General features: G+C 72.2%; 19 protein-coding genes, 1 tRNA gene and 2 pseudogenes. 18 read left to right on the top strand and 4 right to left on the bottom strand.

Annotation, left to right across the window (positions count from 1 at the left end; all coding sequences use genetic code 11):
* Nucleotides 1–17: 17 nt before the first annotated feature.
* The 7 genes from ACH5AF_RS00245 (at nt 18) to ACH5AF_RS00275 (ending at nt 9,149) form a co-directional block, all read left to right on the top strand.
* Nucleotides 18–1,163 (top strand): uroporphyrinogen-III synthase, encoded by a 1,146-nt coding sequence (locus ACH5AF_RS00245; RefSeq protein ID WP_398899031.1) that lies wholly within the window; start codon nt 18–20, stop codon nt 1,161–1,163.
* 813 nt (nt 1,164–1,976) lie between these two features.
* Nucleotides 1,977–2,576 (top strand): CGNR zinc finger domain-containing protein, encoded by a 600-nt coding sequence (locus ACH5AF_RS00250; RefSeq protein ID WP_398899032.1) that lies wholly within the window; start codon nt 1,977–1,979, stop codon nt 2,574–2,576.
* A gap of 133 nt (nt 2,577–2,709) precedes the next feature.
* A complete protein-coding gene (locus ACH5AF_RS00255) occupies nt 2,710–3,330 on the top strand; it encodes a sigma-70 family RNA polymerase sigma factor (RefSeq protein WP_398899033.1) in 621 nt (206 codons plus the stop codon).
* Nucleotides 3,327–4,142, top strand: coding sequence for an anti-sigma factor family protein (locus tag ACH5AF_RS00260; protein WP_398899034.1), 816 nt, complete (start codon nt 3,327–3,329; stop codon nt 4,140–4,142). The genes ACH5AF_RS00255 and ACH5AF_RS00260 overlap by 4 nt, the downstream gene beginning before the upstream one ends.
* A 217-nt stretch (nt 4,143–4,359) precedes the next feature.
* Nucleotides 4,360–6,708: a HelD family protein gene (locus ACH5AF_RS00265; RefSeq protein WP_398899751.1), complete on the top strand. Its 2,349-nt coding sequence runs from the start codon at nt 4,360–4,362 to the stop codon at nt 6,706–6,708.
* A 372-nt stretch (nt 6,709–7,080) separates the two neighbouring features.
* Nucleotides 7,081–8,514, top strand: coding sequence for an NAD-dependent malic enzyme (locus tag ACH5AF_RS00270; protein ID WP_398899035.1), 1,434 nt, complete (start codon nt 7,081–7,083; stop codon nt 8,512–8,514).
* 353 nt (nt 8,515–8,867) lie between these two features.
* Nucleotides 8,868–9,149 carry an HU family DNA-binding protein gene (locus ACH5AF_RS00275; protein WP_004571953.1) on the top strand — a complete coding sequence of 94 codons (282 nt, stop codon included), beginning with the start codon at nt 8,868–8,870 and terminating at the stop codon, nt 9,147–9,149.
* A 23-nt stretch (nt 9,150–9,172) separates the two neighbouring features.
* On the opposite strand, the pseudogene ACH5AF_RS00280 reads toward ACH5AF_RS00275, so the two are convergent.
* A pseudogene (locus ACH5AF_RS00280) lies at nt 9,173–9,665 on the bottom strand (TetR-like C-terminal domain-containing protein).
* Between the two features lie 156 nt (nt 9,666–9,821).
* The gene (murA, locus tag ACH5AF_RS00285) at nt 9,822–11,162 is read right to left on the bottom strand and encodes a UDP-N-acetylglucosamine 1-carboxyvinyltransferase (RefSeq protein ID WP_398899036.1); all 1,341 of its coding nucleotides are present in this window, start codon (nt 11,160–11,162) and stop codon (nt 9,822–9,824) included.
* Between the two features lie 289 nt (nt 11,163–11,451).
* Between murA and ACH5AF_RS00290 the strand changes: the two genes are divergently transcribed.
* The 7 genes and pseudogenes from ACH5AF_RS00290 (at nt 11,452) to ACH5AF_RS00320 (ending at nt 20,497) form a co-directional block, all read left to right on the top strand.
* Nucleotides 11,452–12,012 (top strand): YqgE/AlgH family protein, encoded by a 561-nt coding sequence (locus ACH5AF_RS00290; protein ID WP_398899037.1) that lies wholly within the window; start codon nt 11,452–11,454, stop codon nt 12,010–12,012.
* Nucleotides 12,013–12,083: 71 nt separating this feature from the next.
* The gene (locus ACH5AF_RS00295) at nt 12,084–12,368 is read left to right on the top strand and encodes a DUF3039 domain-containing protein (protein ID WP_215181849.1); all 285 of its coding nucleotides are present in this window, start codon (nt 12,084–12,086) and stop codon (nt 12,366–12,368) included.
* 335 nt (nt 12,369–12,703) lie between these two features.
* A pseudogene (locus tag ACH5AF_RS00300) lies at nt 12,704–13,389 on the top strand (carbohydrate ABC transporter permease); the annotation flags it as partial.
* A gap of 95 nt (nt 13,390–13,484) precedes the next feature.
* Nucleotides 13,485–15,116: a beta-N-acetylhexosaminidase gene (locus ACH5AF_RS00305; RefSeq protein ID WP_398899038.1), complete on the top strand. Its 1,632-nt coding sequence runs from the start codon at nt 13,485–13,487 to the stop codon at nt 15,114–15,116.
* Between the two features lie 361 nt (nt 15,117–15,477).
* Nucleotides 15,478–16,374, top strand: coding sequence for an FAD binding domain-containing protein (locus ACH5AF_RS00310; protein WP_398899039.1), 897 nt, complete (start codon nt 15,478–15,480; stop codon nt 16,372–16,374).
* On the top strand, nt 16,371–18,185 hold the full coding sequence (locus tag ACH5AF_RS00315; protein ID WP_398899040.1) for a 2Fe-2S iron-sulfur cluster-binding protein: 1,815 nt from the start codon (nt 16,371–16,373) through the stop codon (nt 18,183–18,185). Before ACH5AF_RS00310 ends, ACH5AF_RS00315 begins: the two co-directional genes overlap by 4 nt.
* On the top strand, nt 18,182–20,497 hold the full coding sequence (locus tag ACH5AF_RS00320) for a xanthine dehydrogenase family protein molybdopterin-binding subunit (RefSeq protein ID WP_398899041.1): 2,316 nt from the start codon (nt 18,182–18,184) through the stop codon (nt 20,495–20,497). The genes ACH5AF_RS00315 and ACH5AF_RS00320 overlap by 4 nt, the downstream gene beginning before the upstream one ends.
* A gap of 267 nt (nt 20,498–20,764) precedes the next feature.
* Here the strand turns inward: ACH5AF_RS00320 and ACH5AF_RS00325 are convergent, their stop codons facing one another.
* Both ACH5AF_RS00325 and ACH5AF_RS00330 read right to left on the bottom strand, forming a co-directional pair.
* On the bottom strand, nt 20,765–21,223 hold the full coding sequence (locus ACH5AF_RS00325; RefSeq protein WP_398899042.1) for an alpha/beta hydrolase: 459 nt from the start codon (nt 21,221–21,223) through the stop codon (nt 20,765–20,767).
* A 278-nt stretch (nt 21,224–21,501) separates the two neighbouring features.
* A tRNA-Cys gene (locus ACH5AF_RS00330) sits at nt 21,502–21,573 on the bottom strand.
* Nucleotides 21,574–21,778: 205 nt separating this feature from the next.
* Between ACH5AF_RS00330 and ACH5AF_RS00335 the strand changes: the two genes are divergently transcribed.
* From ACH5AF_RS00335 to ACH5AF_RS00350, 4 genes are all read left to right on the top strand, one after another.
* Nucleotides 21,779–23,248, top strand: coding sequence for an MFS transporter (locus tag ACH5AF_RS00335; RefSeq protein WP_398899043.1), 1,470 nt, complete (start codon nt 21,779–21,781; stop codon nt 23,246–23,248).
* A 33-nt stretch (nt 23,249–23,281) separates the two neighbouring features.
* Complete coding sequence (locus ACH5AF_RS00340) at nt 23,282–23,479, top strand: Arc family DNA-binding protein (protein WP_187740698.1); 198 nt, start codon at nt 23,282–23,284, stop codon at nt 23,477–23,479.
* On the top strand, nt 23,479–23,847 hold the full coding sequence (locus ACH5AF_RS00345; RefSeq protein WP_398899044.1) for a type II toxin-antitoxin system death-on-curing family toxin: 369 nt from the start codon (nt 23,479–23,481) through the stop codon (nt 23,845–23,847). Before ACH5AF_RS00340 ends, ACH5AF_RS00345 begins: the two co-directional genes overlap by 1 nt.
* Before the next feature lie 129 nt (nt 23,848–23,976).
* The gene (locus ACH5AF_RS00350; RefSeq protein ID WP_398899045.1) at nt 23,977–25,761 is read left to right on the top strand and encodes a DEAD/DEAH box helicase; all 1,785 of its coding nucleotides are present in this window, start codon (nt 23,977–23,979) and stop codon (nt 25,759–25,761) included.
* Nucleotides 25,762–26,030 lie beyond the last annotated feature (269 nt).

Below are 26,030 nucleotides of genomic sequence, written 5' to 3' on the forward strand. Positions count from 1 at the left end.
CAGTAGGGACGACCGAGATGCACGACCACGGCCAACCTCCCGGCCCGCTCGCGGGCTTCACCGTCGGCGTCACCGCCGCACGCCGCGCCGACGAGCTCGGCGCCCTGCTGCGACGGCGGGGCGCGGCCGTCATGCACGCCCCGGCGCTGCGCATCGTTCCGCTCGCCGACGACGCGGAGCTGCTCGCCGCCACCAAGGAACTCATCGACCAGGCGCCCGACGTGGTCGTCGCCACGACCGCCATCGGCTTCCGCGGCTGGGTCGAGGCCGCCGACGGCTGGGGCTTCGGCGAGGACCTGCTCGCACGGCTGCGCGGCGTCGAGCTGCTCGCCCGCGGTCCGAAGGTGAAGGGCGCGATCCGCGCCGCCGGGCTCACCGAGGAGTGGTCCCCGGCGTCCGAGTCCATGGCGGAGGTCCTCGACCGGTTGCTGGACGAGGGGGTCGCGGGCCGCCGGATCGCACTGCAGCTGCACGGGGAGCCGCTGCCCGGATTCGTCGAGTCGCTGCGGGCCGCGGGCGCCGACGTCGTCCTCGTCCCCGTCTACCGCTGGATGGAGCCCGAGGACCTTGCCCCGCTCGACCGGCTCCTCGACGCGACGATCGCCCGCAGCCTGGACGCCGTGACCTTCACCAGCGCGCCCGCCGCGGCCTCCCTGCTCTCCCGCGCGGAGATCCGCGGACTGCTGAGCCGGCTGCTGGAGGCCTTCGACCACGACGTCCTCGCGGCGTGCGTGGGCCCCGTCACCGCGCTGCCGCTCCAGGCCGCCGGGGTGACCACCGTCCAGCCCGAACGCTTCCGGCTCGGCCCGCTCGTCCAGCTACTCGGCAACGAACTGCCCGCCCGCGCGCGCACGCTGCCCGTCTCCGGCCACCGCGTCGAGATCCGCGGCCACGCGGTCCTGATCGACGAGGAGCTGCGCCCCGTACCGCCCGCCGGAATGGCACTGCTGCGCGCGTTGACGGTACGGCCCGGCTGGGTCGTCTCCCGGGCCGACCTGCTGCGGGTGCTGCCGGGCACGGGCAAGGACGAACACGCCGTCGAGACGGCAATGGCGCGCCTGCGTACGGCTCTTGGCGCACCCAAACTCATCCAGACGGTGGTCAAACGCGGCTACCGCCTGGCCCTGGACCCGTCGGCGGACATGAAGTACGCGGACGCCTGAGGGCAGGGGCCGCGGCTGTCTCACTGGGCTCCCCTCCCGTGACCCCGTGACCCCGCGCCTCGATTGCCGACGGGGCCGGGACGCCCGGCGCGCGGTTGTCGGCCCCGGCCTGCGGGCGGGGGCAGCAGGTCTCGTGGCTCTGCGCCCCTGCCCCAGTGCCTCGATCGCCGACGGGCCGAGTCGGGGGGCGGGGATCCGGCCGATGCTCGGCGGGCGCTGCCGGGTCGGCCCGTGGGCGTAGGCGGGGGGACGCCAGGCCCACGGGCATGGGCAGGGGCCGTTCCGCCACGTGACGCGGTAGGCCCGGGTTCCACCCGGTGGGGCGCCGGTTTGGTCGGGCCAGGGGTGATGCGGCGGTCTCGCGAGGGCGCTTCCCCGAACCCGGCCTCGATCGCCGGCGGGCCACGTGCGCGCCGGGGCCACCGCGCCGGGGGCTGGATCCGGCCGGGTCCGCGAAGTTGCCCGGCCAGGGCGCGGGGAGGGAAACGTGGGCGCGGACCCGCCGGGTCCGCAGGGCAGCCCGGCTGGGGCGAGGCGGTCGGCTCGCCCTGCGGAGCTCCGCCCCTCACCCCACGTCTCGAACGCCGGCGGGGCTGGAGCCGGTCCGGGACCCGGGCTGGGCGGCCTGCCCTCCACAGGGCGCGAGGGGCAGCAGCGCCCCGCGCGGGTGAGGAGTGCTGGATCCGGCCGGGTACGCGCGTCTGCGTGCCTGCCTGTTCAACTCCAGAGGGGGACGCGGGCTTTCGGGGGGTCGCGGGGGCGGGCACTCTGGTGGGGAGCGGCGGTGGTGGACTCCGAGGCGGTGGCAGGCGCATGGTGGCGGGCACGGGCTCGTACGACTGGCGGTTCGACTCCGGGCGCGTCTGCCTGGATCTCGTGGCCACGGCACCACAGGCGGACCGGGCAGGCGCCTGTGGCGAGCCGCTCGCCGAGCCGGGGAGGCTCGCCTGCTGGCTGACGGGCGCCGGGCTCGTGCCCGCCGGGACACGGCTCGGGGCCGTCGACGCCGTATGGGTCGCCGGGTTCCTCGAACTGCGCGACTCCATCGCCCAGTTGGTCGGTGCCGCCCTTGAAGGGCGCGCCGCGGGACCGGCGTTGGAGACGCTCAACGACCTCGCCGAAGGGCCGCCGCCCGGCATACGGGCCGTACGGGACGAGAACGGCACGCTCGTGCGGGCGTTGAGCACCGCGCCGGCGCGCGACGCGCTGCTCGCCGCCGTCGCCCGCGACGCCGTCGACCTGCTCACCGACCCCGTCGCCCGCTCCCGGCTCCGCCGCTGCGAGGGCGACAGCTGCGCCCGCGTCTATCTGGACACCTCCCGCGGCCGGCGGCGGCGCTGGTGCTCCAGCGAGGTGTGCGGCAACCGGGAGCGGGTGGCGCGGCATCGGCGCAGGGCAGCGGCCCATTCATAAAAGATCTTGAATTTTCTTCTCCGTGCGTTGAATGATCCTTCCGTGGTCCCCGTAGTGAAGGGGGACCAGGCCGCGTCCGCGAGGTCCGCCTGGCAGCAGCCGTGAAAAACAGGGTCTCGACCGGGAGGTTCAGGTGCGCAAGGATGCCGCCGTGGCCGATGACCGTCCGCAACGGGCCCGCCATCGCAAAGGGCACCTCCCGGGCCCGGAGGGCTCCGGGGGAGAGAAACCACGCATCGACGCCTCCGTCCCCGACGAGGAGTTGATGCGGGCGCTCTACCGCGACCATGCAGGACCGTTGCTCGCCTATGTACTGCGTCTCGTCGCCGGCGACCGCCAGCGCGCCGAGGACGTCGTGCAGGAGACGCTCATCCGTGCCTGGAAGAACGCCGGCCAGCTCAACCGGGCGACCGGCTCTGTCCGACCCTGGCTGGTGACGGTCGCCCGGCGTATCGTCATCGACGGTCACCGCAGCCGGCAGGCCCGGCCGCAGGAGGTCGATCCGTCGCCGCTGGAGGTCATGCCCGCGGAGGACGAGATCGACAAGGCGTTGTGGCTGATGACGCTCTCTGATGCGCTCGACGATTTGACGCCCGCCCACAGGGAAGTTCTTGTCGAGACGTATTTCAAGGGGCGTACGGTCAATGAGGCGGCCGAAACGCTCGGCATACCCAGTGGGACCGTGCGGTCCCGAGTGTTCTACGCGCTCCGTTCCATGAAGCTCGCTCTGGAGGAGAGGGGGGTCTCAGCATGACCAGGTACGAGCAGGAGTCCGTACACGACGCCGTCGGCGCGTACGTGCTCGGCGTGCTCGACGACGCGGACGCCTCCGCCTTCGAGGCGCATCTGGCCGGCTGCGACATCTGCGCAGCCCGCCTCGAGGAGTTCTCGGGGATGGAGCCGATGCTGGCGATGCTGGCCGAGGCACCCGCGCCGCAGAACGTGCACAGCCTGCCCGGCATGCCGGGCCGCACCGACTTCCCGCCGCCGCGGCCCGTCCCCGTCGTGCCCACCTCACCCAGCCCCCGCGTGCTCGACGGGCTGCTCAACGAGGTGGCGGCCGGTCGCGCCGCCAAGCGCCGGCGCGGGATGTACCTCCTCGCGGCAGCGGCCGCGCTGATCATCGGCGGTCCGGCCGTCGCGGTCGTCGTCACGGCCGACGACACCACCGGCAACCAGGCCGTCGAACCGCAACCGACCAGCCCCGCCGAGGACGCCTTCTTCAACCACATGGAGGAGAAGGTGCAGGCCACGGACGCGACGACCAAGGTCACCGCGGCCGTCGGCATGGAGCGCAAGGGCTGGGGCACCCACACCGTCCTGGAGCTGAAGAACGTCAAGGGCCCCCTGAAGTGCAACCTGATCGCCGTCTCCAAGACGGGCGAGCAGGAGGTCGTGACGTCCTGGGCCGTCCCGAAGTGGGGCTACGGCATCCCCGACAGCCCGGACAAGGCGGCCAAGAACCCGCTGTACGTGCACGGCGGCGCGTCGATGGACCGCAACGACATCGACCACTTCGAGGTGCGCACCTTCGACGGCAGGCGCCTGGTCGAGGTCGATGCCTAGGGATGTCCTGCCCTGATTTACCGGCCCCCTGGCCCGCCCGGCGGACGCCCGGGACATACTGCTGTCCCGGGCGCGGCCCGGACAGGTGCAATGTCCGCCCCCCTTGGCGTACGGTTGACGGCTGCCCAGTGCACGTCAGAAGGGGGCCTCGGTGGCCGCGCAGGATGCCGCTGAATCGGTTGATTCCGTCGATCGCGTCGATTCCGTTGTCGACCCCGTGATCGGCTCCGCTGCCGACTCGGTGAGGGACCGCGAGATCGCGATCGAGCAGGTCCATCTCGACCGGGTGTACCGCCGTCTCGAGGAGAAGATCCACGAGGCGGAGTTCCTGATGAACGACGCCGCCAAGCGGGGCCAGGTCGGTACCCCCGGCGCGCTCGCCGAACGGGACGCCCAGGTCTTCCGCGCCGGCCTGCATCTGAACCGGCTCAACAACGAGTTCGAGGACTTCCTCTTCGGCCGGATCGACCTGTTGAACGGCAAGGACGGCCAGAAGGGCCCCGACGGTGCGTACACCTCCGTCGAGCCCGCCGACGACGCCGTACGGCCGGACAACACGGCCGACATCGGGGAGACGCTCCACATCGGCCGTATCGGCGTCCTCGACTCCGACTACGCCCCGCTGGTCATCGACTGGCGCGCCCCCGCCGCCGCGCCCTTCTACCGCTCCACGCCCGTCGACCCGGGCCGTGTGGTGCGCCGGCGGGTCATCCGCTCCAAGGGGCGCAAGGTCCTCGGTGTCGAGGACGACCTGATGCGCCCCGAGCTGACCGCCACCCTCGGCGGCGAGACGCTGCCCGTCGTCGGCGACGGCGCGCTGATGGCCGCCCTCGGGCAGGCCCGAAGCCACACCATGCGCGACATCGTCGCCTCCATCCAGGCCGAACAGGACCTGGTGATCCGCGCGCCCGCCGCCTCGGTCACCTATGTCGAAGGCGGTCCGGGCACGGGCAAGACGGCGGTGGCCCTGCACCGGGCCGCGTATCTGCTCTACCAGGACCGGCGCCGCTACGCGGGCGGCATCCTGATCGTCTCCCCGACCCCGCTGCTGGTCGCCTACACCGAGGGCGTGCTGCCCTCGCTGGGCGAGGAGGGGCAGGTCGCCATCCGCGCGCTCGGCTCGCTCGTGGAGGGCGTGGAGGCGACGGCGTACGACGAACCCGCCGTGGCGCGCATCAAGGGCTCATCCCGGATGCTGAAGGTGCTGCGCCAGGCCGCGCGCGGCGCGCTGGAGCAGCACCCGGCGCCGCCCCGGAGAGGTCAGCTCGCCTTCGGCGAGGAGAGCGGGACGCCCACGCGGCTGCGGGTCGTCGCCTTCGGGCGGCGCCTGGAGCTGGAGGCCGACGAGCTCCAGCGCATCCGCAACAACGCGCTCGGCGGCACCACCCCCGTCAATCTGCTGCGCCCCCGCGCCCGCCGGCTGCTGCTCGACGCCCTGTACGCCAAGTCCGGCAGCGCCTCCCGGCACAACGACCCCGAGCTGGCGGCCGAGCTGCGCTCGTCCTTCGACGAGGACGTCACCGGCGAGGACAGCTTCATCGCCTTCCTGGACGCCTGGTGGCCGGAGCTGACCCCGCGCGGGGTGCTGACGGCGATGGCGGACGAAAGGCGGCTCGGGCGCTGGGCCCGCCGGGTGCTCACCCCGGGGGAGGTGCGCAGGCTCGCCCGTTCCCTGCGCCGCGACGCCCTGTCCGTGCACGACGTGGCGCTCCTGGACGAGCTCGGCACCCTGCTCGGCACGCCCGCCCGGCCCCGCCGGAAGCGCGAGCTCGACCCGCTGGACCAGCTCACCGGGCTGGAGGAGCTGATGCCGCAGCGCGAGGAGTCGCAGCGCGAGCGGGCGGAGCGGCTGGCGGCCGAGCGGACCGAGTACGCGCACGTGATCGTCGACGAGGCGCAGGACCTCACGCCCATGCAGTGGCGGATGGTCGGTCGCCGCGGCAGGCACGCGACGTGGACGGTCGTCGGCGACCCGGCCCAGTCGTCCTGGTCGTTCCCGGACGAGGCGGCCGAGGCCCGTGACGAGGCGCTGGGCAGCCGCCCGCGGCGCCGCTTCGAGCTGACCGTGAACTACCGCAACCCGGCCGAGATCGCCGAGCTCGCGGCCAAGGTGCTCGCCCTGGCGATGCCGGGCATGCGGTCTCCCGCGGCGGTCCGCTCGACGGGCGTCCGGCCGCGGTTCGCCGTCGTCCCCGACGGCGGCGACCTGGCCGGGACGGTGCGGGCCGAGGCTGAGCGGCTGCTGGCGCAGGTGGAGGGCACGGTCGGCGTGGTCGTCGCCATGAGCCGCCGCGAGCAGGCCGCCCGCTGGCTCGCGGGACTCGGGGAACGCGTGGTGGCCCTGGGCTCGCTGGAGGCCAAGGGACTGGAGTACGACGCGACGGTGCTGGTCTCGCCCGCGGAGATCGTCGGGGGCGCCTCCCAGGACGAAGCCTCCGGGGAAGAGTCGGCCGGACTGCGGGTGCTGTACGTGGCACTGACCCGTGCGACACAGCAGCTCACGGTCGTCTCGGACCGCCGTGACAAGCCGGACGGGAAGGGTGTGCCGGACCTGCTGCGCGACTGACGGCGAGTCAACACGCGGTAGGGGAATCACTTGCCCGGGTGGTGCGTTAGCCTGGTTGTGGCACCGGCTCGATCCAAGCCCCCGGGCCCAACCTTCGTCGCTACGAGCGACCACTTGCCGCGAGGCGAGCATGGCGGGTCGGTGCCACTTGAACGACATGTGAACGGCACAGAAGAGGCCCGGAGCACCGTATCGGTGCTCCGGGCCTCTTCTGTATCCGAGTCACTTCTCGTATGATGGAAAAAAGTTTCCGAAAACTAAATGACCGCATTACCTGCTACCGGCAGGTAGGTGTCACCATCGGAGGGCGCTGCCGGGCCTCGGTCCGCTGCCGCGCAGCATCGAAGCTAGGGAAAGCAGAGGAACCCGGTCATGGCAACGGCGCCCAGCGTCTCGTACTCGATGACGGTCCGGCTGGAGGTGCCCGCGAGCGGAACCGCGGTCTCCCAGCTCACCACGGCCGTGGAATCCTCCGGCGGCTCCGTGACCGGACTGGACGTGACCGCTTCCGGCCACGAGAAGCTGCGGATCGACGTCACCATCGCCGCGACCTCCACCGCCCACGCCGACGAGATCGTCGAGGAACTGCGCAAGATCGAGGGCGTCGTCCTCGGCAAGGTCTCCGACCGTACGTTCCTGATGCACCTCGGCGGCAAGATCGAGATGGCGTCCAAGCACCCCATCCGAAACCGTGACGACCTCTCGATGATCTACACGCCCGGTGTGGCCCGCGTGTGCATGGCGATCGCGGAGAACCCCGAGGACGCCCGCCGCCTGACCATCAAGCGCAACTCCGTCGCCGTGGTCACCGACGGCTCCGCCGTCCTCGGCCTCGGCAACATCGGCCCCATGGCCGCGCTGCCCGTCATGGAGGGCAAGGCGGCGCTGTTCAAGCGGTTCGCGGGCATCGACGCCTGGCCGATCTGCCTGGACACCCAGGACAGCGACGCGATCGTCGAGATCGTCAAGGCGATCGCCCCCGGCTTCGCCGGCATCAACCTGGAGGACATCTCCGCGCCCCGCTGCTTCGAGATCGAGGCACGGCTGCGTGAGGCCCTGGACATCCCCGTCTTCCACGACGACCAGCACGGCACCGCCATCGTCGTCCTCGCCGCCCTGACCAACGCCCTGCGCGTGGTGGGCAAGTCCGTCGGGGACGTGCGGGTCGTCATGTCCGGTGCGGGCGCCGCCGGCACGGCCATCCTGAAACTGCTCATCGCGGCGGGCGTCAAGCACGCCGTCGTGGCCGACATCCAGGGCGTCGTGCACGCGGGCCGCGAGGACCTGGTGGACGCCACCTCCGACTCCCCGCTGCGCTGGATCGCCGACAACACCAACCCCGAGGGCGTCACCGGCACCCTCAAGGAAGCGGTCGTCGGCGCGGACGTCTTCATCGGCGTCTCCGCCCCGAACCTGCTCGGCGCCCAGGACGTCGCGGCCATGGCCGACGGCGCCATCGTCTTCGCGCTCGCGAACCCCGACCCCGAGGTCGACCCCGCAATCGCCCGCCAGACAGCGGCAGTTGTCGCCACCGGCCGCTCCGACTTCCCCAACCAGATCAACAACGTCCTGGTCTTCCCCGGTGTCTTCCGCGGCCTGCTGGACGCCCAATCCCACAGCGTCAACACCGAGATGATGCTCGCCGCCGCCACCGCCCTCGCGAACGTCGTCACCGACGACGAGCTCAACCCCAACTACATCGTTCCCTCCGTCTTCAACGACAAGGTCGCCGGCGCCGTCGCGGGCGCCGTACGCGAGGCGGCGAAAGCGGCGGTCGCGGCTGTGACGGGCCCCACGTCTGCCTGACATACGGCGCGTCGCGGGTCGCGGGGCCCCAAACCCCCCTTTAGGGTGGCGGACCATGAGCCCGCGGCCGCAGTCCGGCCGCGGTCGGGCCGCTCCAATGAGTCTCAAGGGAGTCGACGGAACGTCACCACGACGAGGCGCTGGCGCTTTTCGTGTGACTCCGGAGGGTGCCGGATTGGCTTTCCCGCCGCTGGTGGGGGCAGGATGCTTCCTCGAGGACCTGCGTCCTGGGGAGACCCCCGCGGGCGCGGAGGGGTCTGACAGCAGACCCGGGTCCGGGGACTGTCCGAGGGCCCTGGCAGCATCGGCTTCGATCCACGCCTCACAGGCAAGAAGAACACGGGAGTAACGAAATGAACCGCAGTGAGCTGGTGGCCGCGCTGGCCGACCGCGCCGAGGTGACCCGCAAGGACGCCGACGCCGTTCTGGCCGCTCTCGCCGAGACCGTCGGCGAGGTCGTCGCCAAGGGCGACGAGAAGGTCACCATCCCCGGCTTCCTGACCTTCGAGCGCACCCACCGTGCCGCTCGCACCGCTCGTAACCCGCAGACCGGCGACCCGATCCAGATCCCGGCGGGCTACAGCGTGAAGGTCTCCGCGGGCTCGAAGCTCAAGGAAGCCGCCAAGGGCAAGTAAGACCTTCGGCAGCGTGAGGGCGGTCACCCGGTTCCGGGTGACCGCCCTTCTGCGTGCCTGCGGCCTGCCAGGCCGGGGCGTGGGGGCCCGCCCCGTACCACCGCCAGCCGCCAGTACAGCGGCCCCACGATCAGATCCAGCGCCCTGTCGGGGTCCGTGTCCCGCGGGAGTTCTCCCCGGGCGACCGCCTCGCGGACGACCACGGCCGCCACCCCTTGCTGGCTGTCCAGCAGTGCCGCCTTGATCGCGTCCGAGATCTCGGGGTTGCGCGCCGACTCCACCAGCAGATCCGGGATCACCTGCGACGCCACCGGGTGGCGCAGTGCGTGCGCCGCGACCTCCAGCAGCGCCCGTACGTCCCCGTGCAGCGATCCCGTCGACGGCGCGAGGGGGCGGCTGGGCGGCCCCCCACCCGGCCCTCTCCCCTACGCCTGGCGGCCGTGGGAGGTGCCGCCCCCATCCCGTGACGGGGGCTTCGCCCCAGACCCGTACTGCCTGAGGGGGATACTCCGCCATGGCTTCGCCGGGGAACCCCCGCCCACGGCCGCCAGGCCGTAGGGGAGTTCGAGGCGCGGGGTCCCGGGAGAGCACCCGGGAAGCGGCCCCATGGCCCCCACAAAGCCGACGGCCCCCGCGGGAACCCCGCGAGGGCCGTCGCCGCGTGACCGCGCGTCAGACGATCGGGCCGCCCGGCAGCTCCACCTTCGCCCCGAGCTTCTCCAGCTTCTCCATGAAGTTCTCGTAGCCGCGGTTGATCAGGTCGATTCCGTGCACCCGGCTCGTCCCCTGCGCCGCCAGCGCCGCGATCAGGTACGAGAAACCGCCGCGCAGGTCGGGGATGACCAGGTCCGCGCCCTGGAGCTTCGTCGGGCCGGACACGACCGCCGAGTGGAGGAAGTTGCGCTGGCCGAAGCGGCAGTGGGAGCCGCCCAGGCACTCGCGGTACAGCTGGATGTGCGCGCCCATCTGGTTCAGCGCGGACGTGAAGCCGAGCCGGGACTCGTACACCGTCTCGTGGACGATCGACAGGCCCGTGGCCTGCGTCAGGGCCACCACCAGCGGCTGCTGCCAGTCGGTCTGGAAGCCCGGGTGGACGTCCGTCTCCAGCGCGATGGACTTCAGCCGCCCGCCCGGGTGCCAGAAGCGGATGCCCTCGTCGTCGATCTCGAAGGCGCCGCCGACCTTCCGGTAGGTGTTCAGGAACGTCATCATCGAGCGCTGCTGTGCGCCGCGCACGTAGATGTTGCCCTCGGTGGCCAGCGCCGCCGACGCCCAGGACGCCGCCTCCAGGCGGTCCGGGATCGGACGGTGGGTGTAGCCGCCGAGCTTGTCGACACCGGTGATCCGGATCGTCCGGTCCGTGTCCATGGAGATGATCGCGCCCATTTTCTGCAGGACGCAGATCAGGTCCTCGATCTCCGGCTCGACCGCCGCGTTGGTCAGCTCGGTGACACCCTCCGCCAGGACCGCGGTCAGCAGCACCTGCTCGGTCGAGCCGACCGACGGGTAGGGCAGGCGGATCTTGGTGCCGCGCAGCCGCTGCGGGGCCTCCAGGTACTGGCCGTCCGCCCGCTTCTCGATCGTCGCGCCGAACTGGCGCAGCACGTCGAAGTGGAAGTCGATCGGCCGGCCGCCGATGTCGCAGCCGCCCAGGCCGGGGATGAACGCGTGGCCGAGCCGGTGCAGCAGCGGGCCGCAGAACAGGATCGGGATGCGCGACGAGCCGGCGTGGGCATCGATGTCGGCGACGTTCGCGCTCTCGACGTGCGTGGGGTCGAGGACCAGCTCGCCGGGCTCCTCGCCGGGGCGGACCGTCACACCGTGCAGCTGCAGCAGTCCGCGGACGACTCTCACATCGCGGATGTCGGGCACATTGCGCAGCCGGCTCGGCTCGCTGCCGAGCAGGGCGGCAACCATCGCCTTGGGCACGAGGTTCTTCGCGCCGCGGACGCGGATCTCGCCCTCGAGCGGGGTTCCGCCGTGGACAAGCAGTACATCGTCTGTGCCGGTCATGAATCTCGCGTTCCGGAGAGGTCGGTCAGGGGGCCAGGGAAAAGGGTAAGGGGCCGAAGGCCCTGCCTTGTATGGGTGAGGGGCACCTTGGGACGTAATGAATTGGGTACAACACGCTCCGTCAGTCGCCTCTCGCGTAGCGTCACCGGCGCCCCCGGGCCTCACCGTCCAAGCTCCCGTCGCGGGCGGTGCACTCCCACCTGCGCCCCTCCTGCCCCTCGTGCTGACTCGGCGCGGCACTGTGCCCCTCGGGCCCCGCGGAGGGCCGAGATGCGGGATCATGTGTCGCATGACCGAGGTGTCCTCGCTCACAGGGCGGCTGCTCGTCGCCACACCCGCCCTCACGGACCCGAACTTCGACCGCGCGGTGGTCCTGCTGCTCGATCATGACGACGAAGGCTCCCTCGGCGTCGTCCTCAACAGACCCACGCCCGTCGGCGTCGGCGACGTCCTCGAGCCCTGGGCCGCTCTGGCCGGCGAGCCGGGCGTCGTCTTCCAGGGCGGGCCCGTCTCGCTCGACTCGGCCCTCGGCGTCGCGGTGATCCCCGGCGACGAGGGCCCGCTCGGCTGGCGGCGCGTCTACGGGGCGATCGGCCTGGTGGACCTGGAGGCGCCGCCCGAGCTGCTCGGCTCGGCACTCGGTTCGCTGCGGATCTTCGCGGGGTACGCGGGCTGGGGCCCCGGCCAGCTGGAGACCGAGCTGCGGGAGGGGGCCTGGTACGTCGTGGAGTCGGAGCCGGGAGATGTCTCCTCACCCAGGCCGGAGAAGCTGTGGCGTGCGGTGCTGCGCCGCCAGCGCAACGAACTGGCCATGTTCGCGACGTATCCGGACGACCCGAGTCTCAACTGACCCGATCCGGGTCGCCGCGCCGCGGGGTCCTCGCTCCCGTACCGGCGCGGGCGTGGGTACCCTTGGAGCTCATGAGCACTCTTGAGCCCGAGCGCGGGACAGGCACCGGGACCCTGGTAGAGCCGACGCCGCAGGTGTCGCACGGCGACGGCGACCACGAGCGCTTCGCCCATTACGTCCAGAAGGACAAGATCATGGCGAGTGCTCTCGACGGCACTCCCGTGGTGGCGCTGTGCGGAAAGGTCTGGGTGCCGGGGCGCGACCCCAAGAAGTACCCGGTCTGTCCGATGTGCAAGGAGATCTACGAGTCCATGGGCTCGGGTGGCGACAAGGGCAAGGACGGCGACAAGAAGTAGTCCGCCGCCGCTGGACGGCTCGGTCCCCGTACGGCCCCCGGGGCACGCGTTTCGCGTGCCCCGGGGGCCGTTCTCGTGCGTTCCGAGCCGCTTCGCCTGCTCCGTCGGTCGCCGCGGCGTTGCACGGTGTGCGGCCACGGGGCACAGAGTGGTTGAGACCACTTGTCGGGCCGGTCGGGCGCCTCTAGCCTCCTGCGTGTTGTGCACTACGAAACAGTCGTTGCATTATGCGCAACGCGCGATTCGTAGGGGTCCCGAATGAAGCTCATCGCCAAACTCGCCGCCCCCGTGGCGGCACTCGCTCTGGCGGGCCTCACCGCCACCGCCTGTGCCCCCCCTGGACGCTCACGCCCTCGCTGGACTCCTTCCGCCGCGTCTTCGAACAGCAGGAATTCGGCCGCTATTTCGTCAACAGCCTCGTCGTGGCGGGGACGGTCGTCGTCGCCTCGGCCCTGATCGCGTTCCTGGCGGCCACGGCGGTCACCCGGTTCCGGTTCCGCTTCCGGACGACGCCGCTCGTCATGTTCCTCGTCGCGCAGATGGTGCCGATCGAGGCGCTGACCATTTGTTCTTCCTGATGCGGGACTTCGGCCAGTTGAACACCCTCAGCTCGCTGATCCTGCCGCACATCGCCTTCTCGCTGCCGTTCGCGATCTGGATGCTGCGCGGCTTCGTCAAGGCGGTCCCCGAGGCCCTGGAGGAGGCCGCGTATCTCGACGGCGCGAGCCGCGGGCGGTTCCTGTGGCAGATCCTCTTCCCGCTGGTCTTCCCCGGGCTGGTGGCGACGAGCGTGTTCTCCTTCATCTCCACCTGGAACGATTTCCTCTTCGCCAAGTCGTTCATCATCAGCGACATTTCGCAGTCGACGCCGCCGATGGCCCTGCTGGTCTTCTTCAAGCCGGACGAGAACGACTGGGGCGGGATCATGGCCGCGTCCACGGTGATGACCGTGCCGGTGCTCGTCTTCTTCGTCCTCGTACAGCGGCGCCTGGTCTCGGGCCTCGGAGGCGCGGTGAAGGACTGGCACGGACCCGCCGGGGCGCCGCCCCCCGCAGACGGATTCCGCAGCAGACTCCGCTGAGACAACTGGGCATACACAAACGGAAGGCTTACCCGATGGATGTCATCCCCGCCCCGCGCAGTGGCAGCACGATCGAGTCACTCGACGCGTTCGTCCTCGACGAGACCACCGTCGTCGACGCAGGCCCCGGCACCGAGAGCGCCGCCCGCTTCCTGCGCGCGGACCTGGGCGCGGCGACCGGATCGCCCCTGCCGCCCGGCTCCGGCGGAGACGGCGGGACCATCCGGCTGCGCATCGATCCCGCCGATGCCGGACACCTCGGACCCGAGGGCTACAAGCTGTACGCAAGCGTCGACGGCATCGCCGTCCACGGCGGCGGTGCCGCAGGTGTCTTCTGGGGCGTGCAGACGCTCCGTCAACTCCTCGGCCCGGCCGCCTACCGCAGGGCACCCGTGCGGCGGGACACCCGCTGGGTGGTGCCGGACACCTTCATCGAGGACGCACCCCGATTCGCCTGGCGCGGCCTCATGCTCGACGTCTCACGGCACTTCATGCCCAAGGACGAGGTCCTGCGCGAACTCGACCTGCTCGCCGCCCACAAGCTCAACGTCCTGCACCTCCACCTCACCGACGACCAGGGCTGGCGCATCGAGATCGCACGCCACCCGAGGCTCACAGAGGTCGGCGCATGGCGCTCCCGCACCAAGCACGGACACCGCGCCTCCCCGCTGTGGGACGACACCCCGCACGGCGGTTACTACACGCACGACGACATCCGCGAGATCGTCGCCTACGCCACCGAGCGGCACATCACCGTCGTCCCCGAGATCGACATCCCCGGGCACTCGCAGGCGGCCATCGCCGCATATCCCGACCTGGGCAACACCGACGTCGTCGACACCACCTCCCTGACGGTCTGGGACAACTGGGGCGTGAGCCCCAACGTACTCGCCCCCACCGACAGCACCCTCCGCTTCTACGAGGGCGTCCTGGAGGAGGTTCTCGAACTGTTCCCGTCCGAATTCGTCCACATCGGCGGCGACGAGTGCCCCAAGAGCCAGTGGCAGAAGTCACCGGCCGCGCAGACCCGTATCGAGGAGCTGGGGCTGGCCGGCGAGGACGAGCTCCAGTCCTGGTTCATCCGGCACTTCGACCGGTGGCTCGCCGACCGCGGCCGCCGCCTCATCGGCTGGGACGAGATCCTCGAGGGCGGACTCGCCCCCGGCGCCGCAGTGTCCTCCTGGCGCGGCTACCAGGGCGGCATCGCCGCCGCCGAGGCCGGGCACGACGTCGTCATGTGCCCCCAGCAGCAGGTGTATCTGGACCACCGGCAGGCCGCCGGTGATGACGAGCCGATGCCCATCGGATACGTCCGGACCCTGGAGGACGTCTACCGGTTCGAGCCCGTGCCGCCCTCGCTCGGCCCGGAGGCAGCCGCACGTGTGCTCGGCACGCAGGCCAACGTCTGGACCGAGGTCATGCAGAACCGCTCCCGCGTCGACTACCAGGTCTTCCCGCGGCTCGCCGCCTTCGCCGAGGTCGCCTGGTCCGCCCTGCCCGCCCCCGCCGAAAGGGATTTCGCCGGATTCGAGCGGCGCATGGTGACCCACTACGCGCGCCTCGACGCGCTCGGTGTCGAGTACCGTCCGCCCGGCGGTCCCCGGCCCTGGCAGCGCCGCCCGGGCGTCCTCGGACGCCCGATCGAGGGGACGCCCCCGAACGTGTGAGCCGAGCCCCCGGCCCGCCCCGCCAGGCGTCGGTCCCCGGGCTGCGTCCCTCCTCCCCGGGCGGCGTCCTTCGTCCCCGCGGCGTGACCGGTTCCCGCGGCTCCCGCCCGTGCCCCGCCCCGGCCCCGTCCCGGTCAGGGTGGCGGTCCCGGGCCCGGGCACCCACGCTCGTCGCGGCCGGAGGACGACCCGCGAAACCGGGCCATCGTGCACGGAAGCGGACTTACGGGTCGGACGCACCCTTCGTGGACCCTCGCGACGGTCGGCTCGGAAGATGTGCCAGAGTTGCCACGTCCGGCATGTGAGCACGTACGGTACGGCACACAGGCGGGACAGCCGGGACACCGGGAAGGGGCACTGGGTGACCACGCACGCACCGCAGACGGCGCAGTCGGTGACGCTGCCGGGCTCGCTCGACGAGGCCGTGGCGGCTCTCACCGCCATGCCTGCCGCCGTGCCCGTCGCCGGAGGCACGGACCTCATGGCCGCCGTCAACAGGGGGCAGCTCCGCCCCGCGGGGCTCGTCGGACTCGGCCGCATCAGCGAGATCCGCGGCTGGCGCTACCAGGACGGTCACGCGCTGCTCGGCGCCGGACTCACCCACGCCCGGATGGGACGGCCCGACTTCGCGGCCCTCATCCCCGCCCTCGCGGCCTCCGCGCGCGCGGCGGGCCCGCCCCAGATCCGTAACGCCGGCACGCTCGGCGGCAACATCGTCACCGCCGCGCCCACCGGCGACACCCTGCCCGTGCTGGCCGCGCTGGAGGCGGAGCTGGTCGTGGCGGGCCCCGACGGCGCCCGCCGCGAGATCCCGGTCTCCCACCTGCTCGCCGGCCGGGAGATGCTCGGTCCCGCTGAACTCATCGGCTTCGTACGGGTGCCCCTCCTGCACGCCCCGCAGGTGTTCCTCAAGGCCACCGGCCGCACCGGCCCCGGCCGCGCCACCGTCTCCGTCGCCGTCGTGCTCGACCCGGCGCGGCGGGGCGTGCGCTGCGCGGTCGGCGCGATCGCGCCCATGCCGCTGCGCCCCCTGGAGGCGGAGCGCTGGATCGGGTCGCTGATCGACTGGGACGGCGAGCGGGGGCTCGCGGGCGAGGCGCTGACGGCCTTCGGTGAGTACGTGGCAGCCGCGTGCATCCCGGACCCGGCCCCGGTGGCGCCGGGCGAGGAGCAGCAGGTGCTGCCGCCTGCCGTACTGCATCTGCGGCGCACGGTCGCCGCGCTGGCCCGACGGGCACTGGGGAGGGCGCTGTCGTGAGCAACGAGGACCACCAGCAGGGGCGTTTCCCGGAGCCGTCGGACCCACAGGACCACGAGGACCGCACGGGCGGCGGCCAGCGGCGCCTGGACCTGCCGGACGCCTTCGTCCAGGACGGGCCTCACGAGTACCCGCGGAGCAGGACGCAGGGGTACGCCGAGGGGGCGCAGGACTACCCGGGCTACCAGGACCCTGAGGGCTACCAGGACCCTCAGGGTTACCAGGACCACGGCCAGGACCACGGCCAGGACCACGGCCAGGACCACGGCCAGGGCTTCCCGGGCGAGTACGGCGGCTGGCAGCCGACGGCCCCGGGTTCCGACTACGACGGAGAGGCGACGGGTTTCTTCCAGCTGCCGCCCGACGGTTCCCTGGACGCCGCCCCTCTGGAGGCGCCCGGCCACGGCTACGTACCGCCGATGATCGTGCCGCTGACGCCGCTCACCCACGAGACGGGGGCCGACCCCGCGTCGCCCGGTGGTTGGGCGGCGCAGCAGCAGCCGCAGGCCGCCGACCCGGGGGCGCAGCCCTCCGCCGCCGCGCCCGAAGCCGTGCAGTGGCCTGAGGCGGGCGCGCAGCAGCACGCCGATCCGCAGGCGACCGGGCAGTGGACGTATCCCGAGGAGCGGGCCTCTGTACCCGCGCAGGCCACCGGTCATCACGAGATGACCGGACAGTGGTCGATCCCGATCGCCGAAGGTGATCTTCCGGAGGAATCGGGCGAGTTCCTGCGCTCCGCTCCGCCGGCGGCCGAGACGCCCTGGGCCGCGGGGGAGCGCCCGGCGACGCTTCCCGGCGGTGCGCCGGCACCCTGGGCGACGCTGCCCGGCGGCGCGCCCGCGCCATGGGCCGAGCCGGTGGCCGAGGAGCCGGACACGACGCCCGCCGAGGCGCCCGAGACCGCGCCGGAGACCGCGCCCGAGGCCGTGCAGGAGCCTGCCGCGGCCCCCGTGGAGCCGGTTGACGCCGCCGCGGACGCCGCGAGCCCGGAGTCCGCTCACGAGCGGCAGCCCCTGCCGGAGCCCGCTCAGGAACCGGAGGTCCCGGAGAGCCAGGCGGCCTCGGGAGCCCCCCAGCCCTCCACGGAACCGCCGGGCACCGACGCCACCGACGTCACCAACGCCACCGACGCCAGCGGAACCCCCGGCGCCGACCCGCTCCCGCCCAACGACGAGCACACGCCCACCTCGTACGTCCTGCGGGTCAACGGCACGGAGCGCCCGGTCACCGACGCCTGGATAGGCGAGTCCCTCCTGTACGTCCTGCGCGAGCGCCTCGGCCTCGCCGGCGCCAAGGACGGCTGCTCCCAGGGCGAATGCGGCGCCTGCAACGTCCAGGTGGACGGCAGGCTCGTCGCGTCCTGCCTCGTCCCCGCGGCGACGGCCGCAGGCTCGGAGGTCCGTACGGTCGAAGGGCTCGCCGGCGACGGCGAACCGTCCGACGTGCAGCGGGCGCTGGCCAACTGCGGTGCCGTCCAGTGCGGCTTCTGCATCCCCGGCATGGCCATGACCGTCCACGACCTCCTGGAGGGCAACCACGCCCCCACCGAACTGGAGACCCGCCAGGCCCTGTGCGGCAACCTGTGCCGCTGCTCGGGCTATCGGGGCGTGCTCCGGGCCGTACGCGAAGTCGTCGCCGAACGCGCGGCGAGCGCCGCCACGGCGGCCGAGGAGGCGCACCCGGAGGCGTACCAGGAGCAGTACCAAGGAGCGCAGGAAGCGCACGAAGCGCAGGAAGCCCGCATCCCGCACCAGGCGCCTCCCGGCGCCGGTAGGGTGCAGGCCCACCCGCACGACGGAGGCATGGCGTGAGCAACGACGCGGCCACCACGACGACTTCCCAGGCCGTCGACGCCCCCCGGACGAAGCCGCCGGAGCACGGCCTCGGCGCCTCCCTCCCCGCGGCGGACAGCCGCGCCAAGACGGAGGGCACGTTCCCCTACGCCTCCGACCTGTGGGCCGAGGGCCTGCTGTGGGGAGCGCTGCTGCGCTCACCGCACCCGCACGCGCGCATCGTCTCCATCGACACATCGGCCGCGCGCGACATGCCCGGCGTACGAGCGGTGATCACCCACGAGGACATCCCGGGCGACGCGGCGTACGGCAGGCGCATCGCCGACCGGCCGGTGTTCGCGTCCGAGATCGTCCGCCACCACGGCGAGGCGATCGCCGCCGTGGCCGCCGACCACCCGGACACCGCACGCCTCGCCGCGGCGGCGATCACCGTCGAGTTCGAACTCCTCGACCCGGTGACCGACCCGGAGAAGGCGTTCGCCGCCGAACCGCTGCACCCCGACGGCAATCTGATCCGCCACATCCCGCTGCGCTACGGCGACCCGGACGTGACCGGCGAGGTGATCGTCGAGGGTCTGTACCGCATCGGCCGCCAGGACCCGGCGCCGATCGGTGCCGAGGCGGGGCTCGCCGTACCGCGTCCCGACGGCGGCGTCGAGCTGTACATGGCGTCCACCGACCCGCACGTCGACCGCGAGCTCGCCGCCGCCTGCTTCGGCCTGGAGCCGGAACGGGTCAAGGTCGTCGTCACCGGTGTCCCCGGCGCGACGGGCGACCGCGAGGACCCCGGCTTCCAGCTCTCTCTCGGACTGCTCGCGCTGCGGACCGGCTGCCCGGTCAAACTCACCGCCACCCGCGAGGAGTCCTTCCTCGGCCACGCCCACCGCCACCCGACGCTGCTGCGCTACCGCCACCACGCGGACGCCGAGGGTCACTTGGTCAAGGTCGAGGCCCAACTCCTGCTGGACGCGGGCGCCTACGCCGACGCCTCCTCCGAATCCCTGGCCGCGGCGGTCGCGTTCGCCTGCGGTCCCTACGTCGTTCCGCACGCCTTCATCGAGGGCTGGGTGGTGCGCACCAACAATCCGCCGTCGGGCCACGTGCGCGGCGAGGGAGCGATGCAGGTCTGCGCGGCGTACGAGGCGCAGATGGACAAGCTCGCGGCCAAACTGGGCCTCGACCAGACCGAGATCCGCCTGCGCAACGTGCTGGCCACCGGCGACATCCTCCCCACCGGCCAGACGGTCACCTGCCCGGCGCCGGTCGCCGAACTGCTCCAGGCCGTACGTGACTTCCCGCTGCCCTCCCTGCCCAAGGACACCCCCGAGGACGACTGGCTCCTCCCGGGCGGCCCGGAAGGCGCCGGCGAACCGGGCGCGGTGCGCCGGGGCGTCGGCTACGCGCTCGGCATGGTGCACATGCTCGGCGCGGAGGGCGCGGACGAGGTCTCCACGGCGACGGTCAAGGTCCACGACGGCATCGCGACGGTCATCTGCGCGGCGGTGGAGACCGGTTCCGGTTTCTCCACCCTGGCCCGCCAGATCGTGCAGGAGACCCTGGGCATCGAAGAGGTCCACGTAGCCGCGGTCGACACCGACCAGCCCCCGGCGGGCCCGGCGGCGCACGGCCGCCACACCTGGGTCTCTGGCGGCGCGGTCGAACGCGCGGCGAAGATGGTCCGCACCCAGCTCCTGCAGCCGCTGGCACACAAGTTCGGCATGTCCACGGAGCTGCTCCAGATCACGGACGGCAAGATCACGTCGTACGACGGCGTGCTGTCGACGACGGTCACGGAGGCGATGGACGGCAAGGAACTGTGGGCCACGGCCCAGTGCCGCCCCCACCCCACCGAGCCGCTGGACGAGTCCGGTCAGGGCGACGCTTTCGTGGGCCTGGCGTTCTGCGCGATCCGCGCGGTGGTCGACGTCGACATCGAACTCGGCTCGATCCGCGTCGTCGAGATGGCGGTGGCCCAGGACGTGGGCCGCGTCCTCAACCCGGCCCAGCTGGAGACCCGGATCGAGGCGGGCGTCACCCAGGGCATCGGCGCGGCCCTCACGGAGAACCTCCGCACGGCCCGCGGCCTGATCCGCCACCCGGACCTGACGGGGTACGCACTCCCGACATCCCTGGACGCGCCGGACATTCGGATCGTGAAACTGGTCGAGGAACGCGACGTGGTGGCCCCCTTCGGCGCGAAGTCGGCGAGCGCGGTCCCGGTGGTCACATCCCCGGCGGCAGTGGCCTCAGCGGTGCGCGCGGCCACAGGCCGCCCGGTCAACAGGCTCCCGATCCGGCCACAGGCGGCAGTGGCTACGCCCAACTTGTAGTGTCCTGACGCACATTGCAGTGGCCGGCGGAAGGTGTGCACCGCCTCCGCCGCGGTCGTGCCCGAAATCCCCTGCCACTGCGGACTGATGGTCCGGTCCGCAAGCAGCGGCGTCAGCTCCCGCACCTCCCGCAGCACCGCATCGGTGATCTCGGTCCGAGCCGGCGGCATCGAGGACGTGTACGAGGGGGCGACCTCTGCCAGGTGTTCACCGCACACCCGGATCGCTCGGGCACGTCCTCGCGGTCGGTGGCCACGATCGTCGACATCAGGGCGAAGGAGGTGTCCGGGTGCCCGACGTACGGTCCGGCCCGGTGGGCCAGGCAGGGAACAGGTCCGCCGAGCGCAGCGGCCACACCGGGAACCGCACCGCGCCCTTCGGAGCCACGGTCCCGGACGGCGTACCCGCCTTCCCCGCGCCCGTGCTCCGACCCGTCGCCGCGGTACCGGCGGGTGATTGCTCCCGCTCTGCCGGGGCGGCGAAGGGCGGGGTGTCCTGTGGGCACCGCGCGTCCTGCGGTGGCAGCGCCCCGGTGAGGAAGTACCGGACGACGTGCCGTTTCACGCAGGTGCTCGGGTTGTCCAGCGCGGTGTGCCCGTAGCCGTCGAGCGTCAAGAGCCGGGCTCCGTCGAGCTCCGCGGCCATCGCCTGCCCCGCGCGGTAGGGGGTGGACGGGTCGTGGCTCGGATTGACCACCAGTAGCGGTGCGTGGTGGCGCGGTCCCACGGGCCGGTGTAGGGGTCGGCCGCGCGGGCCGGCCACGCGGTGCACGGCTCGTTCGCCCAGACCCATCAACGCCCGAGGGCCCCGGCCTGCTCCACTGCCCGCTGCTCCAGCGCCGTGTACCGGCTGGGCAGGGCCGGGTTGGGGCTCTCGGCGCACAGGACCGCGAGCGACTGCTCGAACCCGGGGTAGCGGGCGGGCCCGGCCGGGGCCGGGGGTTGAGCCGCTGCGCCCGCGAAAATCTGGGTGCCGCCCTTTTGTTTTCCTGGTCAAGGCAGTAGAGGCCGTGACCGGATTCGAACCGGCGTAACTCGCTTTGCAGGCGAGCCCCTGAGCCACTCGGGCACACGGCCGTGCCGCTCGGTTCGGGTGCTCGTGCCCCGATCCGTGCGTTTCCGACTCCTCGACCGTCGGCGGGCCGCTCAAGCGTCCGGCCGGGGCTGCAACGCGACTGCCATGCGCCGTTCACGATCGCGCGCGGTCGTACGACGAAGGGACCAGCACGGCCCCGCCGAAAGACAGGGCCCACAATGGGCCATGCCCCTTACTCTGGGGGCCATGACCGACCCCGAACCGCGCGACACGGACGTCGCGCAGCCGCCCGCCGGCGCAGTCCCCGGCCCCGAGGAAACGGACGGTGGGGGCGTTCTCGGCGCGGCGTACCGTGCGCTCAGCATCGGTATCGTCTCCGTCGTCTTCCTGATCGCCTTCGAGGCGACCGCCGTCGGCACCGCGATGCCGGTGGCCGCGCGCGAACTGCACGGCATCCCGCGCTACGCGTTCGCCTTCTCCGCGTACTTCACCACCAGCCTCTTCGGCATGGTCGTCGCCGGGCAGTGGGCTGACCGCAGGGGGCCGCTGGGCGCGCTCGCCGGCGGGATGAGCGCCTGGGCCGCCGGGCTCCTGCTGTCGGGGACCGCGGGCGCGATGTGGGTGTTCGTCGTAGGGCGCGCCGTCCAGGGCCTGGGCGGCGGGCTGGTCATCGTCGCGCTGTACGTCGTCGTCAGCCGCGCCTATCCCTCCCGGCTCCAGCCCGCCATCATGGCGGCCTTCGCGGCGAGCTGGGTGATTCCGTCCGTGATCGGCCCCCTCGCCTCCGGCACGGTCACCGAACAGCTCGGCTGGCGCTGGGTCTTCCTCGGCATCCCTGCGCTCGTCGTCGTACCGCTCGCCCTCGCGCTGCCCGCGATCCGGCTGCGGGCCTCCGGGCCGGCGGACCCGGGCGCGCCCGTGCCGGCGTTCGACCGGCGCCGGATCCGGCTCGCCCTCGGGGTCTCACTCGGAGCGGGACTGCTCCAGTACGCCGGGCAGGACGTGCGCCCACTGTCCGTGCTGCCCACGGCGCTTGGCGCGGTGCTGCTCGTGCCGTGCGTGCTGGGCATCCTGCCCAAAGGCACCTACCGCGCGGCCCGGGGGCTGCCGTCCGTCGTCCTGCTGCGCGGCATCGCGGCGGGCTCGTTCATCGCCGCGGAGTCGTTCGTCCCGCTGATGCTCGTCACCCAGCGCGGGCTGTCCCCGACCCTGGCCGGGCTCTCGCTCGCCGTCGGCGGCGCGACCTGGGCCCTGGGCTCGTACGCCCAGTCCCGGCCGCGGGCCGAGCCGTACCGCGAACCGCTGGTCGTCCTCGGCATGCTGCTCGTGGCGGCGGCGATCGCCACAGCCCCGACCGTGCTCATCGACGCGGTGCCCGTGTGGATCGTGGGGGTGGCGTGGGGGTTCGGGTGCTTCGGCATGGGGCTCGTGATCGGGTCGACGAGCGTGCTGCTGTTCAAGCTGTCGGCCCCCGAGGAGGCCGGCACCAACTCGGCAGCGCTGCAGATCTCGGACGCGCTGTCGAACGTGCTGCTGCTGGCCGCGGGCGGTGCGGCGTTCGCCGCGCTCGGCGGCGGGGCGGTGGGGGCGGCCCACGTGGTGGCGGACGGAACGGGCTCGCACCCGGTGGCGTTCGCGGCGGTGTTCCTGCCGATGGCGGGGGTGGCGCTGGTGGGGGCGTGGGTGGCGACGCGTTTGCGCCCGGCTAAGGCGTAGCGCCGCGTGGTACCACGCGGTACCATGAGCTCCATGGCTGGTCTGAATCTGCGGTTCACCGAGGAAGAGCTCGACGCCCTGCGTAAGCGGGCAGAGGCGGAAGGCCGAAGCATGCAGTCGTTCGCGCACGACGCGGTGATCACGGCCATAAACGAGCATTCGCGCCTCTTCAACGAGGCCGCGGACCACGTGCTGAAGGTGAGCGAGGAGCTCAACCGGAGGCTCGCCTGATGAAGTACCTCACCCTTCCCGAGCTGCTCAAGCTTGCCGAGCGGCTCGGGGCTGACGAGGTACGTGACTACGGGCTGCTGGACTCTGCGCTGACCCGGCCGCAGTCCAGTGTGTTCGGACAGGACGCCTATCCGGACATCTGGCAGAAGGCGGCGGCGCTCATGGAGTCGCTGGCCCGCAACCATGCGCTCGTTGACGGCAACAAGCGCATCGCGTGGTATGCGACGTGGGTCTTCCTGCACATGAACGGGCACCCGCTGAGTGCGGGGTTCGACGTGGACGAAGCCGAGCGGTTCGTCCTGGACGTGTGCCAGGGGCAGTTGGATGTCCCGAAGATCGCCGAACAGCTGCCGCGCTTCGCGCAGTGACCTCTTGGTGTGAGGCAGCTCGCAGTCGGTGCGCCTCGGACGTGATTCCGGCCGGAAGGGGACCGGGTCACCGGTAGGGTGGCCCGGTTGTCGTACCGAGCCCGCGCCGAAGCATCCGAACCGGAGACCGTGACTACTACCGCCTCCCACCACCTCTCACCCGCCTTTCCCGGCCGTGCCCCCTGGGGTACGGCCAACAAGCTGCGTGCCTGGCAGCAGGGGGCGATGGAGAAGTACCTCCAGGAGCAGCCGCGCGACTTCCTCGCCGTCGCCACGCCCGGCGCCGGCAAGACGACCTTCGCGCTCACCCTCGCCTCCTGGCTGCTGCACCACCACGTCGTGCAGCAGGTGACGGTCGTGGCGCCGACCGAGCACCTGAAGAAGCAGTGGGCGGCCGCGGCGGCGCGGATAGGGATCAAGCTGGACCCCGACTACAGCGCGGGCCCGCTCAGCAAGGAGTACCACGGGGTCGCCGTCACCTACGCCGGTGTCGGCGTACGGCCCATGCTGCACCGCAACCGCTGCGAACAGCGCAAGACCCTCGTCATCCTCGACGAGATCCACCACGCCGGTGACTCCAAGTCCTGGGGCGAGGCCTGCCTCGAGGCGTTCGAGCCCGCGACCCGGCGGCTCGCGCTCACCGGTACGCCGTTCCGGTCCGACACCAACCCCATTCCCTTCGTGACGTACGAGGAAGGCAACGACGGGATCCGGCGCTCCTCCGCCGACTACACGTACGGCTACGGCAACGCACTCGGCGACGGCGTCGTCCGGCCCGTGATCTTCCTGAGCTACAGCGGCAACATGCGCTGGCGCACCAAGGCCGGTGACGAGGTCGCCGCCCGGCTCGGCGAGCCGATGACCAAGGACGCCGTCTCGCAGGCGTGGCGTACCGCGCTCGACCCGCGCGGCGACTGGATGCCGAACGTGCTGCGCGCCGCCGACCAGCGGCTGACCGAGGTCAGGAAGGGTATCCCCGACGCGGGCGGGCTGGTCATCGCCTCCGACCAGGACTCGGCCCGCGCGTACGCCAAGCTGATCCGCGAGATCACCGGCACCAAGGCCACCGTCGTGCTCTCCGACGAGGCCGCGGCGTCCAAGCGCATCGAGGAGTTCAGCGAGGACGGCTCCCGCTGGATGGTGGCCGTCCGCATGGTGTCCGAAGGCGTCGACGTGCCGCGCCTCGCCGTCGGCGTGTACGCGACCACCATCTCGACGCCGCTCTTCTTCGCGCAGGCCGTGGGCCGTTTCGTACGGTCCAGGCGGCGCGGCGAGACCGCGTCCGTCTTCCTGCCGACCATCCCGAACCTCCTGGGCTTCGCCTCCGAGATGGAGGTCGAACGTGACCACGCGCTCGACAAGCCGAAGAAGGACGGCGACGAGGATCCGTACGCGGAGTCCGAGAAGGAGATGGCGGAGGCCGAGAAGCAGCAGGACGAGGACACCGGCGAACAGGACATGCTGCCCTTCGAGGCCTTGGAGTCCGACGCCGTCTTCGACCGGGTGCTGTACGACGGCGCCGAGTTCGGCATGCAGGCCCACCCGGGCAGCGCGGAGGAGCAGGACTACCTCGGCATCCCCGGCCTGCTCGAACCCGACCAGGTGCAGTTGCTGCTCCAGAAGCGGCAGGCGCGGCAGATCGCCCACAGCCGCAAGAAGCCCGACGAGGAGGCCGACCTCCTGGAGCTTCCGGCCGAGCGGCGCCCCGTCGTCTCCCACAAGGAACTCCTTGAACTCCGCAAGCAGCTGAACACCATGGTCGGCGCGTACGTCCACCAGAGCGGCAAGCCGCACGGCGTCATCCACACCGAGCTGCGCAGGGTGTGCGGCGGTCCGCCGAGCGCGGAGGCGACGGCCGGACAGATCCGCGAGCGGATCAAGAAGGTGCAGGAGTGGGCGACGCGGATGCGCTGACCGCGTCGATCGCCCACTCGTCCGCCGTCCGTCCGCCTGCGCGCTCGTCCGCGTCCGCCGCCCGTCGGCTCGCCTGCGCGCCACCCGGTCCGTCCGCCTGCGCGCTCGCCCGCTCGCCTTTCCCTCGGCCGGTCCCCCGTGGGACCGATAACCCGTCGTCGGCCGAAGATCGCCCGGATTCTGGACGAGGCCTTCCGCTGAGCGGTGCCGGTCGCTACTGTCCCCGCAATACAAACGCCCCGTGGCAGCGCCGCCGCGGAGCGCAGTCG

Source organism: Streptomyces sp. NPDC018833, from assembly GCF_044390825.1.
In the GTDB taxonomy this organism is placed as follows: Bacteria; Actinomycetota; Actinomycetes; order Streptomycetales; family Streptomycetaceae; genus Streptomyces.

Coding starts and splice junctions, on each gene's coding strand:
- ACH5AF_RS00245 (WP_398899031.1), top strand. CDS start 18: ATGCACGACCACGGCCAACCTCCCGGCCCGCTCGCGGGCTTCACCGTC.
- ACH5AF_RS00250 (WP_398899032.1), top strand. CDS start 1,977: ATGGTGGCGGGCACGGGCTCGTACGACTGGCGGTTCGACTCCGGGCGC.
- ACH5AF_RS00260 (WP_398899034.1), top strand. CDS start 3,327: ATGACCAGGTACGAGCAGGAGTCCGTACACGACGCCGTCGGCGCGTAC.
- ACH5AF_RS00270 (WP_398899035.1), top strand. CDS start 7,081: ATGGCAACGGCGCCCAGCGTCTCGTACTCGATGACGGTCCGGCTGGAG.
- ACH5AF_RS00275 (WP_004571953.1), top strand. CDS start 8,868: ATGAACCGCAGTGAGCTGGTGGCCGCGCTGGCCGACCGCGCCGAGGTG.
- murA (WP_398899036.1), bottom strand. CDS start 11,162: ATGACCGGCACAGACGATGTACTGCTTGTCCACGGCGGAACCCCGCTC.
- ACH5AF_RS00290 (WP_398899037.1), top strand. CDS start 11,452: ATGACCGAGGTGTCCTCGCTCACAGGGCGGCTGCTCGTCGCCACACCC.
- ACH5AF_RS00295 (WP_215181849.1), top strand. CDS start 12,084: ATGAGCACTCTTGAGCCCGAGCGCGGGACAGGCACCGGGACCCTGGTA.
- ACH5AF_RS00305 (WP_398899038.1), top strand. CDS start 13,485: ATGGATGTCATCCCCGCCCCGCGCAGTGGCAGCACGATCGAGTCACTC.
- ACH5AF_RS00335 (WP_398899043.1), top strand. CDS start 21,779: ATGACCGACCCCGAACCGCGCGACACGGACGTCGCGCAGCCGCCCGCC.
- ACH5AF_RS00340 (WP_187740698.1), top strand. CDS start 23,282: ATGGCTGGTCTGAATCTGCGGTTCACCGAGGAAGAGCTCGACGCCCTG.
- ACH5AF_RS00345 (WP_398899044.1), top strand. CDS start 23,479: ATGAAGTACCTCACCCTTCCCGAGCTGCTCAAGCTTGCCGAGCGGCTC.